The organism is Ruegeria sp. CL5, from assembly GCF_056536485.1.
Map to the genome: position 1 here is coordinate 246734 of NZ_JBQFPS010000004.1, position 15910 is coordinate 262643.

Here is a 15910-nt window from a genome sequence, read left to right on the forward strand (position 1 = left end):
TTCTGTACAACTTGGCGCAACCCAGCGCAGGAGCCTCATATGACTAGCACCCAATTCGGAAAAGGCTGCCATCTGCATCTAATTGATGGATCAGCTTTTATCTTCCGCGCCTATCATGCGCTGCCGCCTTTAACGCGGAAATCGGATGGTTTGCCGATTGGGGCCGTGTCGGGATTCTGCAATATGCTGCAGAAATATGTCGAAGGAAATTCCGGTCCTGATGCGCCGACTCATGTGGCGGTGATCTTTGACAAAGGCTCGCACACGTTCCGGAATGATCTGTACGACTTGTACAAAGCCAACCGTGAGGCGATGCCCGAGGATTTGCGCCCGCAGATGCCGCTGACCCGAGAGGCAACGAAGGCCTTCAATATCGCCTGCAAAGAGCTTGAGGGGTACGAGGCCGATGACATCATCGCCACCCTCGCCGTTCAGGCGCGTGAGGCCGGTGGGCGGGTGACCATTGTCAGCTCTGACAAGGATCTCATGCAGCTGGTGGGCGGCGGTGTTGAGATGCTGGATGCGATGAAGAACAAGCGCATTGATCGCGATGGAGTCGTCGAGAAGTTCGGCGTCGGGCCCGAACGAGTTGTGGATGTGCAGGCTTTGGCAGGGGATTCAGTGGATAACGTGCCGGGTGCCCCGGGCATTGGCGTTAAAACGGCCGCGCTGCTGATCAATGAATATGGCGATCTGGAAACCCTGCTGGATCGCGCGGAAGAGATCAAACAGCCCAAGCGTCGTCAGACCCTGATCGAAAAGCGCGACCAGATCGAGCTGTCGAAGAAGCTGGTGCAGTTGGACGAAAACACCCCACTAGATTTCACGCTGGATGACTTGGAGGTGAAAGATCCCGATGCAGAGACCCTGCTGGGTTTTCTCGCTGAGATGGAGTTCCGCACCCTCACCAAGCGCATCGCCGACAAGCTGGGGGCCGAAGCCCCGGTGATCGCAGATGCCCCTGCGCCTGTTGAAGCGGAAGAGGCCGAGGCCCTGCCGTTTGACGCCTCGAAATACGAATGCGTGCGCGATGCTGCTGCTTTGCTGAAATGGATCGATCAGGCCTATGAGCGTGGCTGGATCGCGGTAGATACAGAGACCACCGGCCTGAATGAAATGATCGCCGATCTGGTGGGTATCTCGCTATGTGTCGAGGCCGGTGAGGCCTGCTACATCCCGTTGACCCATCGCGAAAGCGCGACCGATGATCTGTTTGGCTCCGACGCGATGGCCGATGGACAGATGCCGATGGATGAGGCTTTAAACCTGCTGAAACCGATGTTTGAGGATCCATCGATCCTGAAGATCGGACAGAACATGAAATACGACGCCAAGATCTTTAAGCGATACGGCGTCGACGTCGCCCCCATCGATGACACGATGCTAATGTCATACGCCATGCACGGCGGTGAGCATGGGCACGGTATGGATACGCTGTCGGAACGCTATCTGAGCCACACGCCGATCCCGATCAAGCCATTGCTGGGGTCCGGCAAATCGGCGATCACCTTCGACAAGGTTCCGATTGACGAGGCTACGGCCTACGCTGCCGAAGACGCGGATATCACCCTGCGTCTCTGGGAGCTGTTCAAGCCTCAACTGCATCAGGTGCAGGTGACCACGGTTTACGAAACCCTCGAACGTCCATTGGTACCGGTTCTCAAAGAAATGGAGATGCACGGCATCAAGGTCGACCGCGATGTTCTCAGCCGGATGTCAAACGCATTTGCGCAGAAAATGGCCGGGTTAGAGGCTGAAATTCACGAATTGGCTGGTGAGAGCTTTAACGTTGGTTCGCCTGCGCAGCTGGGCGAGATCCTGTTCGACAAGATGGGGCTTGAGGGCGGCAAGAAGGGCAAAACCGGGAAATATTCGACCGGGGCCGATATCCTGGAGGATCTTGCCACCGAACATGAACTTCCCCGTCGGGTGTTGGACTGGAGGCAGCTCTCCAAGCTGAAGTCAACCTATACCGACGCGCTGCAAACACATATCAACCCGGATACAGGCCGGGTGCACACGTCTTATTCGATCACCGGGGCGAACACCGGCCGTCTGGCCTCAACTGATCCCAACCTGCAGAACATCCCGGTACGGACGGAAGAAGGGCGTCGCATTCGTGAGGCGTTTATTGCCGAACCGGGCAATGTGATGGTCAGTTTGGACTACAGCCAGATCGAGCTGAGGATATTGGCTCATATTGCGGATATTTCGACCCTGAAGCAGGCGTTTTCGGATGGTTTGGATATTCATGCCATGACCGCATCCGAGATGTTCGATGTGCCGTTGGATGAGATGACGCCTGATATCCGCCGTCAGGCAAAGGCGATCAACTTTGGTGTGATCTATGGTATCTCGGGTTTTGGGCTGGCCCGTAATCTGCGCATACCGCGCGCCGAGGCGCAGGGATTCATTGACCGCTATTTCGAACGTTTCCCGGGTATTCGGACCTATATGGACGACACTGTCGCATTCGCCAAAGAGCATGGCTATGTGCAGACTCTGTTCGGGCGGAAGATCCATACGCCAGAAATAAACGCAAAAGGCCCGCATGCAGGCTTCTCACGCAGGGCCGCGATCAACGCTCCAATTCAGGGGACGGCGGCGGACGTGATCCGCCGCGCGATGGTGCGGATGCCTGATGCGATCAACGGATTGCCCGCCAAAATGTTGCTGCAGGTTCATGACGAATTGTTGTTCGAGGTTGCTGAGGGCGCCGTGGATCAAACGATCTCAATCGCGCGCGATGTGATGGAGGGGGCGTCGGACCCAGCTGTCAAACTGGACGTTAAACTGTCTGTCGACGCCGGTCAGGGTGCAAACTGGGCCGAAGCGCACTAAGGGCGGCGCTGCTTATCAGGCCCTCTTTGCAGCGGGTCAGGCCTCGGGCCTGACCAGGCGCGCGATTAGTCGTTTTACGGATGGTCCCAGCGTCAGGATTACTGTGAAGGCGATTGGCCAGCAAAATGCCCATGAACCCATCCAATCCGCGAAAGTCGACGGGCCGAAGCCAATAGCCTTGACCGTTGCGATGCCCGTGACGACGCAAGACATCAGGCCCGACATGATCAGGGCGAACAAAGCATTGGCAAAACGGGCGGGGATCATGAGTGCTGTCCTTGGGTGTCGATGTTTTCAATTGCGACATTTCAGTAAGAAAATCCAGCCTTCTTCATGGCTTTACTGACGTAACCAGATCAAAGTGTCTTCGGTTCGCCGGGTTGAGGGCGTGTATTCGGCGCTGACCCAACCCTGATAATCAGATTGATCCATCGCCTTGAACAGGGCTGCGAAATCCATTTCACCTCGTCCGGGTTCCGAGCGATCTGGCGCGGCCCCAATCTGGGCGTGGACGATCTGAGCCTTGAAGCGGTCCCAGATTGTAAGTGCGTCGCCATGGATCATTTGCGCGTGAAAGCTGTCATATTGCAGGCCAACATTTGACCGTTCAACGTGATCGAGAACGTCTGCGGCAAGCTCATAGTCATTCAAGAAGTAGTCAGGTTGTGAAACGGGATTGAGTGGCTCGATCGTGAACATTTGGTCGGGCGCGAAATCTGCGGCCCATTGCAGGTTTTCAACAAAGCACGCAAGCGCTTCTTCTCCCGAGGCGTATCCCGCCATTACATGGATATATTGAGGCTTTAGAACTTTGGCATAGCGTAGAACGCGTCGGATGTCGGATTGAAACCGAGCTGTGCCACCGGGAACGGCCGCATATCCCGGCTCGCCACCGGCATAGTTTGGCGGTGGAGCGTTGATCAGCACCAGATCAAGCCCGTTTGCCAATAGCGCCCTGCGGGTTTCCTTGGCTGCCAGATCGTAAGGGAACAGAATTTCAACCGCCGAAAACCCGGCCTGTGCGGCGGCTGAAAACCGGTCGAGATAGGGCAACTCTGTAAATAACAGCGAAAGATTGGCGGCAAATTTGGGCATTGGGTGCGCGGTCTCCTGAGTGTCTGAGCATATCGACCAAGTTAGGCGGCTAAAAGAGACGGAAAACGACAGTTTGTCGAAAATCGGCCAGATCAATGGCTTCGAATCAGAAAACCTTTGGTTCAAGCGGTGCCTCGGTGCAGGGGGCTGCGTCAACAAAAGGTCTGAATAAGATGGCAATGAGCCCTGAACCCGCGCGCGGGAACACCCTTGCTGTATCCGATAACAGTCAAGCCGCGTTTACCGGGAACACGTTAGCGGTGGCATCAATGTTGACCTGGGCGGCGGGTTTTCCAGCCGCTGAAGTTTTACTGCAAACCTGGCCGCCAATAACGCTGTTTGCGGCGCGTATGATGCTTGCGGTTCTGGTGATGATGCCGATCTGGATACTGTTGGATGGGCCAGCGCGCGTTCTACGCGCCCGCTGGGGGCATGCTTTTTTTGTTGGCGGTTTGGGGATTGGAACAGGGATGTTTCTAATCCTGGTCGCGCAAAAGCTGACCGACCCGGTCACGGTTGCAATCATCGCTTCTTGCGCACCTCTGATCGCGACGCTGTTGGAACTGGCAGCAGGGACACGACGATTGCGGTGGAAATTTACGATAGGTATGGGAATTTCGATCCTAGGCGGATTGATTGCGACCAGCGCCGTCGCACCTGCGCAGTTGGGGATCGGTGCGGTTTGCGCCGTGGTGTCGACCGCGCTGTTTTGTTGGGCCAGCATGGCAACGGCGCGCGATTTCCCCGAGCTCAGCCAGTTGGGCCGTTGCGCAATTACGCTTGTCGGAGGGTTGCTGACCGCGGTCGTACTGTTGCCGGTAGCCGGTTTTCTGGGGTTTGAAGTCATGCCCACTCGGCCGGTCGACGCAGCACAGATGGGAATGTTGGTTTTCTATGCTTTGTTCTCACTGGGCCTGAGCCAATTTTTCTTTATTGCATCTGTTGGGAAATTGGGAGTGGCGCTGGCCTCATTCCATATCAACATCGCGCCATTTTATGTGATGGTGATCATGATGGCGTTGGGAGAGGAGTGGAACTGGACCCGTGCGCTGGGTGCGGCGATCGTGGCGCTGGCGGTGGTGTTGGCACAAGACCGCAAGCCGCGACCGGTTCAATCTTCAAGTGCAGCAGAGGCGATCAGCGGGAAAAACTGACCTTCGGACCAGACCCCGAACCAACCGTCATGATGGTTGCCGATCTCAACCAATCGGTAAAAGCTCTTGCGATCGATGCGCGCCTCCAGGTTGTCGCGAACCAATATGTAGGGTGACGGCTCATCTGTTTCCGCATCAAATACAATGCGGATTGGGTGATTGGGCCCAGCAGTGGCTGTATCGCCCACCTGCGTGGTAAACGTCAGGCGCTGGGCGTAACCCTCACCATCCTGATCGAAATCGACGGCGACGAACGGCGCATCCTCGACGGTGATTCCCACCTTTTCGACCGGGGTAACCAGAAAATATTTGCCCTCTTCTTTCTTAAGAATTGAGGAAAATAGCTTCACAAGCTCGAACCGGGTGATGGGTGACCCTAGATAACTCCAAGAGCCATCTTTTGCGATCCGGATGTCCAGATCGCCGCAAAACGGAGGATTCCATAGGTGAACAGGCGGTAAACCCTGTTTTTGGGCCGCTTTGACCGATGCCGCCAGACCTTCGGGCGAGGGGGTCACGGGTATTTGTCCGCTCATTGCTTTTGCCATTTCCTCTCAGCGCGATACACTTCAATCATAACAGTCCACGGAAGGGAACCTCATGTCCGAACCTGCCGACCTCGTGTCCGAGATCGAAGCGCTGGAAAACAAGCTGCAAGAGGCCAAAGCCTCGATCACCCGCCGCTTTATCGGGCAGGAAAAGGTCGTCGATCTGACCTTGACCGCCTTGTTGTGCGGCGGTCACGCGTTGTTGATCGGATTGCCGGGGCTTGGCAAGACACGGCTGGTCGAGACGCTGTCGACGGTCATGGGCCTGCATGGCAATCGCATCCAGTTCACCCCGGACCTTATGCCAGCGGATATTCTGGGATCCGAAGTATTGGACACAGCCGAGGATGGCAGCCGCCATTTCCGGTTCATTTCCGGCCCGATCTTCTGCCAGCTGCTGATGGCGGATGAGATCAACCGCGCTAGCCCGCGGACCCAATCAGCGCTGCTGCAGGCGATGCAGGAACGCACGGTGACCGTTGCGGGAGAGGATAGGGACTTGGGCGTGCCATTCCATGTGCTGGCCACGCAGAACCCGATTGAGCAGGAGGGGACCTACCCGCTGCCCGAAGCTCAGCTGGACCGTTTCCTTGTGCAGGTTGATGTGGAATATCCGGATCGCCAAACCGAACGCGACATTCTGCTGGCCACAACCGGTGTCGAAGAAGCAGAGGCGCATCAGATTTTCACTAAGGAAGATTTACTGGCCGCACAGGTTCTGTTGCGTCGGATGCCGGTTGGAGAGTCGGTTGTCGAACTGATCCTCGATCTGGTCCGTGCCTTCCGCCCGGATGAGGCAGGCGCGTCCGAGCGGGTGAGGGAAACCGTCGCTTGGGGCCCCGGCCCGCGTGCTGCGCAGGCGCTGATGATGACCGTACGTGCCAATGCGATGCTGGAAGGCCGACTGGCCCCCAATGCCGAGGATGTGCTGACCATGGCGCGACCGGTTCTCAGCCACCGCATGGCGCTGAACTTTGCAGCCCGAGCACGAGGCGACAGCCTGTCTGACCTGATCGAGTCCACCGCTGCCGGTCTGGTCCGTACCGAGGCTGCGGCGTGAACACCGCCCAGACCCTACGCGAACGATCCGAGGCCGAGGCGTCCCGGCTGCCACCCCTTTTGGCGCGCGCCGAACATCTGGCCGGAACCGTGTTATTGGGAGATCACGGGCGCAGACGCTCGGGTCTGGGGGATGATTTCTGGCAATACCGTCCAGCGCAAATCGGCGACAGTCGCCGGATGATTGACCATAGGCGCTCGGCCCGTGGCGACCAGCAGTTTGTGCGCGAACGTGAATGGCAGATTGCGCAGTCGATCATGCTTTGGGTCGATCAGGGTGCGTCGATGCGGTTTGCTTCAGACAAGACCTTGCCAACCAAGATCGACCGCGCCCGCCTGCTGGGGCTTGCAACGGCCATCCTGCTGGTGCGTGGCGGTGAACGCGTTGGTTTGACGGGAACAACCCTGCCCCCACGCAGGGGCAATGCACAGATCATAAGATTGGCGCAGGCCTGGTCTGAGGATTCGCAAACCGATTATGCTCCACCCGAACACCGCGCGATGATTCCGCATGCGCGCGCAGTGTTTATCTCGGATTTCCTGGGACCGCTGGATGAGGTTGAGTTGGCGCTTACCAAAGCAGCCGACCGAGGTGTTCGCGGCGTTCTAATGCAGCTTCTGGATCCCAGCGAGGAATCCTTTCCCTATTCCGGGCGTACCATCTTTGAAAGCGTCGGCGGCACTGCCCGGCATGAGACTTTGAAAGCTGCAGACCTACGAGATCGCTATCTGGATCGCCTTGCACGGCGTAAAGACGCATTGACGCATCTTTGCCGCGCGACCGGCTGGCAGATGGGGCTACACCATACGGGTGACAGTGCACAATCGGCTCTATTGTGGCTCTATCGCGCCTTGGATGGGAGTGCGCAATGACAGTTCTGGCGGGCATTGGCTTTACCGCGCCTTGGGTGCTTCTGGGGCTTCTGACCCTGCCGATCCTTTGGTTGATCCTGCGCGCTGTCCCACCAGCGCCAATCCGTCGCCTGTTCCCGGCTGTGACGTTGTTGTTGGGCCTGAAGGACGACGAAAGTGTCTCGGACCGCACGCCTTGGTGGTTGTTGCTGCTCAGAATGCTGGCGGCTGCGGCAATCATCATCGGGCTGGCAGGGCCGGTACTAAATCCCTCGCGCGATGAAACCGGATCCGGGCCGTTGCTGCTGGTGCTGGATGCCAGCTGGGCAGGTGCGACGCGCTGGTCATCGACGCTGGATCAGATCGATGCACAACTGACCGAAGCCGGCCGTGCTGGTCGCCCGGTCTCGATCTTACGCCTGACCGAACCTGAGCCCCCTGTGTTTCAGGCCGCCGAAGCTTGGCGCGGGCGATTGCCAGGTCTTACACCGATGCCTTGGCAACCTACCGAAGCACAGATTCCCCAAACTTTGGCCGCACTGGAGCAGGTAGAAGGTGGTTTTGACACCCATTGGTTCTCTGACCAGTTGGCGTTTGAGGGTCATGATCGTCTGGTTTCGGCCCTGCAGGGGCGGGGCGAAGTGATCGTTTATCAATCCCCCGCATCCGCGACCGCGATCCTGCCTGCAACGTATCAGGACGGAGCGATCCAGCTTCGCGTTCTACGTGCCAATCCGGGCCCAGCCGAAAACGTTACTGTGCTGGCGCAAGGGCGCGATACAGCGGGCGCGATGCGCGTGCTGCAATCCACGTCACTGGAGTTTGAAAGCGGCTCTACACAGGCGCAAATCGATCTCGCGCTGCCCTCGGAATTGCGCGCTCGAATTACACGGTTCGAGCTTCAGGGCCAGCGCTCTGCCGGTGCGGTGACCCTAACAGATGACAGCCTGAGGCGGCGCGAAGTGGCGCTGATTGCGGGCACGCTGAACCGCGAAGGGTTGGAGCTGCTTTCACCGCTCCACTATCTGACACAGGTGTTGATCCCAACTGCTGATTTTGTTGAAGGAGGTTTGACCGAAGTCCTCCCCGCCAACCCGGATGTGATCGTGCTCGCGGATGTAGCGAAGCTTTCTGATTCAGAACAGGCTGAGGTTATTGAGTGGGTTGAACAAGGCGGCCTCCTGCTGCGCTTTGCTGGACCGCGTATGGCCGCAAGCGATTTGGGTCGAGATGAAGAAGATGATTTGCTGCCGGTGCGTCTGCGTAGCGGTGGCCGTTCCGTCGGCGGCGCGATGAGTTGGGGCGAGGCCAAGGGTTTAGCGCCGTTCTCAGAAAACTCGCCATTCTACGGGCTAACCATACCCGAGGATGTCACGGTAACAACTCAGGTGATGGCACAACCAGACCCTAATCTGGCCGATCGGGTGATTGCGTCACTATCCGATGGTACGCCTTTGGTTACCCGCAAACCCCTAGGATTGGGGCAGGTGGTGCTGTTCCATGTTACGGCGGATGCGGAATGGTCAAGCCTGCCACTATCTGGCCTATTTGTGGAGATGTTGGACCGGTTGGCCGTCGCTTCTGCCGCCAAATCTCGGCAAGAGGCGCAGATGCAGGGAACAGTGTGGGAGCCGGTTCAGATACTGGATGGTTTTGGCACTCTGACCGATGCCGGAACATTGGCCGGCGTGGATGGGGTCGAGCTGGTCTCGGGCCAGATCGGACCAGACTTGCGCCCGGGCCTTTATGAAAGCGGCAAGCAGAAACTTGCACGGAATGTGTTGGCCGAGGATGCGGTGCTGACGCCAGCCGTTTGGCCTACCGATGTCCCGATCCGGGGGCAGGATATCACAACAGAGACGCCGTTGGCGGGTCTGTTGCTTAGCCTTTCGCTTGTGCTGTTGACGATTGACGTGATCGCGTCATTGGCTCTTTCCGGACGTTTGGGTCTGGCGCGCGCGGCAGCCGTGATGCTGGGCGCATTGCTGTTTGTTCCGGATGCGCAGGCGCAGACGCCGGATGATACCGATTTCGCGCTGAATGCGACGCAGGAACTCGTACTGGCTCATGTCCTGACGGGCGATGCGCAAGTAGATGATATCGCGCTGGCTGGGCTGCGCGGGCTCGTGCAAACGCTGCATTATCGCACCTCGGTCGAGCCTGCTGATCCCATCGGGGTCGATCTGGAAAGCGATGAGCTTGCGTTCTTTCCACTGCTTTATTGGCCGATCACAACCGATCAGCCGCAACCTTCGGCCGAGGCCTATGCCAAGCTCAACGCCTATCTGCGATCAGGCGGGATGATCCTGTTTGACACGCGCGACGCCGACATCGCTGGCTTCGGGGCGTCAAGCCCCAATGGGCGCAAGCTGCAGCAATTGGCTGCGCCGCTAAATATTCCCTCATTAGAGCCGGTTCCGCGTGATCATGTTCTCACTCGCGCCTTTTATCTGCTGCAGGATTTCCCCGGTCGCTATTCCGGCACCGAAGTCTGGGTCGAAGCCGCGCCGCCGAATGCCGAGCAGATCGAGGGGATGCCGTTCCGCAATCTCAATGACAACGTGACTCCGGTAGTGATCGGGGGCAATGACTGGGCCGGGGCCTGGGCGGTGGATCGCAACGGTCAGTCCCTGTTGCCTGTGGGTCGCGGCTATGCTGGCGAACGGCAACGTGAACTGGCCCATCGCTTTGGCGTTAATCTGGTGATGCATGTACTGACCGGAAACTACAAATCCGATCAGGTCCACGTGCCCGCCCTTTTGGATAGGTTGGGGCAATGACCGGTACCGTCATCTTTGATCCGCTGATCCCATGGCCCGTCTTGGCCGTTGTCGCCGCCATCGCGCTTGCCGGGGTAGTGCTGGCGCTCTGGCGTGGTCTGTCGGGTTGGGCGTTGCGCGGTTTGGCTGCTTTTGTTGTCCTCGCCGCGCTTAGCGGCCCAGCATATCAGGTCGAGGATCGCGCGCCGCTGACTGATATCGTGCTGATGATCGAAGATGAAAGCGCCAGCCAAACCCTGTCGGATCGTGCCGAACAAACCGCTCAGGCCGCGAACGACCTCGCGACCGAGATCGAAGCCCGCGACAATACCGAGCTGCGCCGCATCCAGGTTGCTGACGGCGACGGAGACGAGGGCACGCAGGTCATGGCCGCGCTGAACGCAGCGCTGGCCGAGGAACCGCGTGCGCGAATTGCCGGTATCATTGTGGTGTCAGACGGCATCGTCCATGACGCGGAACTCGCGCCTGACCTGCCTGCTCCGATGCATCTGTTGCAGACCGGGCGCGCGGGTGACTGGGATCGGCGCTTGATCGTGCGTAATGCCCCGGCCTTCGCCATCATCGGTGAACCCGTGACCCTGACTTTGCGCGTCGAGGATACCGGCGTAGCACCTGTAGGTGTCACAAACGCCCCGCTTGAGATCTCGGTCGACGGTGCTGAGCCTGAGCGTTTCACCATTCCCATCGGTGTGGACGTAGAGTTGCCGATTACCTTGCCGCATGGTGGGCGAAACGTCATCCAGTTCTCGGTTCCGCAGGCCGAAGGCGAGTTGACTGACCGCAACAATACGGCTCTGATCCAGATGAACGGCGTGCGGGATCGTCTGCGCGTCCTGCTGGTGTCGGGCGAGCCGCACCCCGGCGGGCGCACGTGGCGTAACCTGCTGAAATCCGACAGCTCGGTTGATCTGGTCCATTTCACCATCTTGCGGCCACCGGAAAAGCAGGACGGCGTCCCGGTGGATGAACTCTCGTTGATTGCCTTCCCGACGCGCGAGCTGTTTCTGGAAAAGATCAATGATTTCGACCTGATCATCTTTGACCGCTACAAGCGGCGTGGCATCCTGCCTGCAATCTATCTTGATAACGTAGGCGACTATATCGTCAATGGCGGCGCGGTGCTGGTTGCTGCGGGCCCCGATTTTGCCACTGCGGACAGCCTTTTCCGCTCTCCGCTTGGGCCAGTCCTGCCCGCAAAACCCAGCGCACGGGTCTATGAGGAACGGTATGTGCCTATGGTTACCGATCTGGGCCAGCGCCACCCGGTGACTACTGACCTGGGCGATTCTGAATCATGGGGCGCGTGGTTGCGCCAGATTGATGTCAGCCAGCTATCCGGCGACATGCTCATGACCGGCGTGGATGACCGTCCGTTGCTGGTGCTGGATCGCGTGGGCGAAGGGCGTGTGGCGCTGATGGCCTCTGATCACGCCTGGCTGTGGAGTCGCGGTTTTGAGGGCGGTGGCCCTCAGTTGGAGCTACTCCGCAGGCTGGCCCACTGGATGATGAAAGAACCCGAGCTTGAGGAAGAGGCGCTGTGGGCCGAAGCGAATGGCCAGTCGATGCGTATCATCCGCCAGACGCTGGAGGATGAGGTTGGCTCCGTCACCGTCACCCGCCCTAACGGCGACACCTTGGAAATCACGCTGACCGAGGTCTTGCCTGGTCGGTTCGAGGCGCAGTATTTCGGCCCCGAAATTGGCCTTTACCATCTGGAAGAGGGTGAGCATTCCGCCGTGATCGGCCTGGGCCCTGCCGCACCCAAGGAATTCGAACGCACGATCGCAACCGATGTAATCCTAAGCCCGGTTCTGGCCAGCCTGCGCGGCGGTTCGATTCGGGTGGAAGAGGGCCTGCCCTCAATCCGGAACGTCCGTGTGGGCCGACCGGCAGCAGGACGGGGCTGGATTGGGCTGACACCGCGCGACGCCTACGAAACCCGCGATGTTACACAGGCCGGGTTGCTTCCCCCCTGGCTGGTGTTGCTGCTGGCCGGTGGGTTCCTCTTGGCCGGTTGGTTGCGCGAGGGGCGTCGCTAGCGCGGCTTAAGCACTTTTTCACGCTCTCCCGCGATGCTCTGAGCAGATTATCGCGGGAAAATTTTACATGAGTCTTGCTGAGAAACTGGCACGGGAACGGCGCGCGCGATTGGCTGCTGAGCGCCTGTTGCATCTGAAACAGGCCGAGCTCTCTGCCGCCAACCGCAAACTGGGGCGTCATGCCATCGCTCTGACACGTCAGATCGATGAGACTCAGGCCGAGGTTGCGACGGTTCGCGATGAAAACGAAAAGGTCAAATCAGATCTGACCGTAGCCAATGCCAAGATAGAGGTGGCTGAACGTCGCCTTTGGCACTCGATCCAGACCATCCCCGACGGGTTTGCATTTTTCGATGGCAACAACACACTGATCGGTGCCAATGCCGCTTACCTTAGCGTTTTCGATGGGCTGGAAGAAGTCGCACCGGGGATCAGCTATCCGCGTATTCTTGAGATTCTGACCCATGAAGGGATCGTGGATATCGGCGCGGAAAAGATTGCGGACTGGCAGGCCCGTATGCTCGCGCGCTGGGCGCAACCGCACCCGGAACCTCAAGTGATCCAGCTGTGGAACGGCCAGTATATCCGGTTGATCGATCAGCGGGGCCACGGCGGCGACGTGCTGAGCCTTGCGCTGAACATCACCGCCTCGGTCCGGCATGAGGCCGAACTGAACGCCGCGCGTGAACGGGCCGAGGCTGCCAACCGCGCCAAATCCGCCTTTCTGGCCAATATGAGCCATGAGATTCGCACGCCGATGAACGGGATCGTTGGCATGACCGAACTGCTGACCGAAACTCCGATGAACGAAGAACAAAGGCTCTATGTCAGCACAATTCGTAATTCGGGCGAGGCACTGCTGGCCATCATCAACGATGTTCTCGACTATTCAAAGATCGAGGCCGACAAGTTGACGCTGCACCCCGAGCAGTTCGATTTTGAGCGCTGTATCCTAGAGGTCGCTATGCTGTTGCAGCCTAGCGTACGCGACAAAGGCCTGACTTTGTTAGTGGATTATGACCTGTTCCTGCCCACGCTTTTTGTAGGTGATCCGGGGCGGATTCGTCAGATTCTGACCAACCTCGTGGGGAACGCGGTGAAGTTTACTGCACAAGGCCATGTATTGATCCGTGTGACAGGCGTACCAGACATGACCACAGAAAGCTGCGATATCCACGTAGCCATCGAGGATACGGGCATCGGGATTGAGGCTGACAAGGTCCCGCACATCTTTGGTGAATTCAATCAGGTCGAGGATGCCCAGAACCGCCAGTTCGAAGGCACGGGTCTGGGGCTGGCGATCACCAAGCGTCTGATCTCGATGATGGGCGGTGTCGTTTGGGTCGAAAGCGATGCGGGCAAAGGATCTTGCTTCGGTTTCCGCATATCGTTGCCCACTGCTGAAGGTCCGCAACCTATTCCACCCGATTTGGCGGGGCAATTGGGGCGTGTTTTGGTGGTCGAAGATATGGCCGTCAACCGTGCCATCCTGACCAAGCAATTAGACCGCCTCGGGTCTCAGGCGCTGACCTGTTCGACGGGGGCCGAAGCGCTGTCTGCAATGGACAAAACGATTGATCTGGTCCTGTGCGATCACGATCTGCCAGACATGGATGGGTTGGAGCTTGCCACCACTCTGCGTGACAAAGGATGGGGTGATCTGCCAATCGTGGTGATGTCGGCCAATCCCGGTGTGTTCCACGCCGATCCGGCCCATCGGCTCATTAACGGTGTGTTGCAAACACCCATCCCGCGCGCCGAGCTGTATTCGCGGCTGATGGCGCTGGGCGCGCCTGTATTCAAGCCGGATCGCAGCGACGACTGCGCCTCTAATCTCGAGACTAATGCACAAGTTCCGCAGGAGCAGAGGCTGATGCGGGTTCTGGCAGCCGAAGACAATCGAACCAATCAGCTGATCCTTCGAAAGATGACCAAGGAGCTGAACATCGATTTGAAATTCGTCTCCAACGGGTTGGAGGCGGTCGAAACCTTCGCCAGCTTTGATCCGGATCTGATCTTCATGGATATCTCGATGCCCAAGATGGATGGCAAAGAGGCGACAGGTGAAATCCGGCGACGCGAGATCGGAACAGATCGCCATGTTCCCATCGTGGCCCTGACGGCCCATGCCATGACAGGGGATGACCAGGGGATACTGGCGGCGGGGCTTGACTATTACCTGACCAAACCGTTGCACAAGAAACTGATCCAAAAGATGATACTGGAACATCGACCTGCTGAGGCTCGTGCGGTCGGTGCAGACGGTGAAGGCACGGAATAGGATCGATTGATGTCAGATGAGCGCGGTTTTCGTCCCCGAGGATTGGGCGAGATTGCAATTCGCTGCGCCGATATGGCGGCAATGGTACAATTCTATGAGAAGGTGATCGGGTTGCAGCGGCTGCAAGGCGACCATAACAGCGCCATCACCTTTTTTCGGATCGCCGAAGGGTTCGGCGGGCATACACAGGTGCTGGCCCTGTTTCACCAATCAGTTGGCTCTGAGCGTGGACCAGAGCAGACTGGCGAGACAGTGCCGGTAACAGGGGGCGCTTCGGCCCTGCACCATATCGCGCTGTCGGTGCCCTTTGCCGAGCAGGACGCGGTCATGCGCTGGTACGACCAAATCGGGCAGCCCTATCGGGTTGAGCATTTCGGCTGGATCGGCTGGCGCGGCATCTTCACTCAAGACCCCGAGGGGAACACGGTGGAACTTGTGGCTTACGATCCTTCGATGCTTGATCAGGCCTGATAGGGGCGTACAAACACGGGTTTGTCGTCTTCCGACAGATCGGCCCGGTATTCGTACCCGCCGCTATCAAAATCCAGCAGGCCTTTGGGGTCGGTCAGTCGATGTTGAATGATGTACCGGGCCATCGCACCACGCGCCTTCTTTGCAAAGAAGCTGACGATCTTGGGGGTGCCGCCCTTGTCCTCCTTGAATACCGGGGTCACAACGGGCAGCTTCAGCGCTTTCAGGTCGACTGCGCTGAAATATTCCTGGCTGGCGCAGTTCACCAGAGCTTTGCTGCCAGCCTCAGCAGCTTGGGCGTTCAGCGCCTTGCTCAGCTGATCGCGCCAGTATTCATAAAGGTTTTTGCCACGTCGGGTTTTCAGTTTGCTGCCCATCTCAAGCCGATAGGCTTGAATGGCATCCAGTGGGCGCAATACACCATAAAGCCCAGATAGGATGCGCAAATGATCTTGTGCCCAGGCCATTTCGTCGGCGTCCAGCGATGCGGCCTCAAGCCCCTGATAGGTATCGCCTGCAAAGGCCAAAGCGGCAGGGCGCGTTGCATCTGCTTCCGGCGCGTCTGAAAATACACGGTACCTGTCCCGATTCAGGCGGGCCAAGTCGTCGCTCAGGTCCATCAGCTTTTTCAGATCGCCCAAGGTCAGGTTGCGGGCGGTCTTCGACAAGCGGATCGCGTCATCCTGAAAATCGGGTTGGGTCACTTGGACGTTTCGTTCTGCCCAATCCAGCCGCTTGGCCGGGGAAATCACTACCAGCATATCCGCCCTCGTTTCTCGCCTGCTCAGGC

12 protein-coding genes are annotated in these 15910 nt (G+C 58.4%); 8 read left to right on the forward strand and 4 right to left on the reverse strand.

Annotated features, from left to right (window positions below; translation table 11 throughout):
* Positions 1-39 precede the first annotated feature (39 nt).
* Positions 40-2841 (forward strand): DNA polymerase I, encoded by a 2802-nt coding sequence (gene polA / locus ACR0IU_RS09165; RefSeq protein ID WP_480716029.1) that lies wholly within the window; start codon positions 40-42, stop codon positions 2839-2841.
* A gap of 36 nt (positions 2842-2877) precedes the next feature.
* Here polA and ACR0IU_RS09170 read toward each other — a convergent pair whose 3' ends face one another.
* Positions 2878-3108, reverse strand: coding sequence for a DUF2798 domain-containing protein (locus tag ACR0IU_RS09170; RefSeq protein ID WP_010438389.1), 231 nt, complete (start codon positions 3106-3108; stop codon positions 2878-2880).
* Positions 3109-3180: 72 nt separating this feature from the next.
* Positions 3181-3936 (reverse strand): hydroxypyruvate isomerase family protein, encoded by a 756-nt coding sequence (locus tag ACR0IU_RS09175; protein WP_480716030.1) that lies wholly within the window; start codon positions 3934-3936, stop codon positions 3181-3183.
* Positions 3937-4031: 95 nt separating this feature from the next.
* Between ACR0IU_RS09175 and ACR0IU_RS09180 the strand changes: the two genes are divergently transcribed.
* Positions 4032-5090: a DMT family transporter gene (locus ACR0IU_RS09180; protein ID WP_480716031.1), complete on the forward strand. Its 1059-nt coding sequence runs from the start codon at positions 4032-4034 to the stop codon at positions 5088-5090.
* On the opposite strand, the gene ACR0IU_RS09185 is transcribed toward ACR0IU_RS09180, so the two are convergent.
* A complete protein-coding gene (locus ACR0IU_RS09185; RefSeq protein ID WP_480716032.1) occupies positions 5048-5626 on the reverse strand; it encodes a DUF1285 domain-containing protein in 579 nt (192 codons plus the stop codon). The genes ACR0IU_RS09180 and ACR0IU_RS09185 overlap by 43 nt on opposite strands.
* A gap of 64 nt (positions 5627-5690) precedes the next feature.
* Here ACR0IU_RS09185 and ACR0IU_RS09190 point away from each other — a divergent pair, with 64 nt between their 5' ends.
* From ACR0IU_RS09190 to ACR0IU_RS09215, 6 genes are all read left to right on the forward strand, one after another.
* Complete coding sequence (locus tag ACR0IU_RS09190) at positions 5691-6698, forward strand: AAA family ATPase (RefSeq protein WP_480716033.1); 1008 nt, start codon at positions 5691-5693, stop codon at positions 6696-6698.
* On the forward strand, positions 6695-7570 hold the full coding sequence (locus ACR0IU_RS09195) for a DUF58 domain-containing protein (protein ID WP_480716034.1): 876 nt from the start codon (positions 6695-6697) through the stop codon (positions 7568-7570). Before ACR0IU_RS09190 ends, ACR0IU_RS09195 begins: the two co-directional genes overlap by 4 nt.
* Positions 7567-10329, forward strand: a complete 2763-nt coding sequence (locus ACR0IU_RS09200) for a DUF4159 domain-containing protein (protein WP_480716035.1) — start codon at positions 7567-7569, stop codon at positions 10327-10329. Before ACR0IU_RS09195 ends, ACR0IU_RS09200 begins: the two co-directional genes overlap by 4 nt.
* Entirely contained in the window at positions 10326-12368 is a 2043-nt protein-coding gene (locus ACR0IU_RS09205; protein WP_480716036.1) for a hypothetical protein, read from the forward strand. The genes ACR0IU_RS09200 and ACR0IU_RS09205 overlap by 4 nt, the downstream gene beginning before the upstream one ends.
* 67 nt (positions 12369-12435) lie before the next feature.
* A complete protein-coding gene (locus ACR0IU_RS09210) occupies positions 12436-14649 on the forward strand; it encodes a response regulator (protein ID WP_480716037.1) in 2214 nt (737 codons plus the stop codon).
* Between the two features lie 9 nt (positions 14650-14658).
* Complete coding sequence (locus ACR0IU_RS09215) at positions 14659-15120, forward strand: VOC family protein (RefSeq protein ID WP_010438409.1); 462 nt, start codon at positions 14659-14661, stop codon at positions 15118-15120.
* On the opposite strand, the gene yaaA is transcribed toward ACR0IU_RS09215, so the two are convergent.
* The gene (gene yaaA, locus ACR0IU_RS09220) at positions 15111-15881 is read right to left on the reverse strand and encodes a peroxide stress protein YaaA (RefSeq protein ID WP_480716038.1); all 771 of its coding nucleotides are present in this window, start codon (positions 15879-15881) and stop codon (positions 15111-15113) included. The two genes, ACR0IU_RS09215 and yaaA, sit on opposite strands and share 10 nt — an antisense overlap.
* Between the last annotated feature and the right edge of the window lie 29 nt (positions 15882-15910).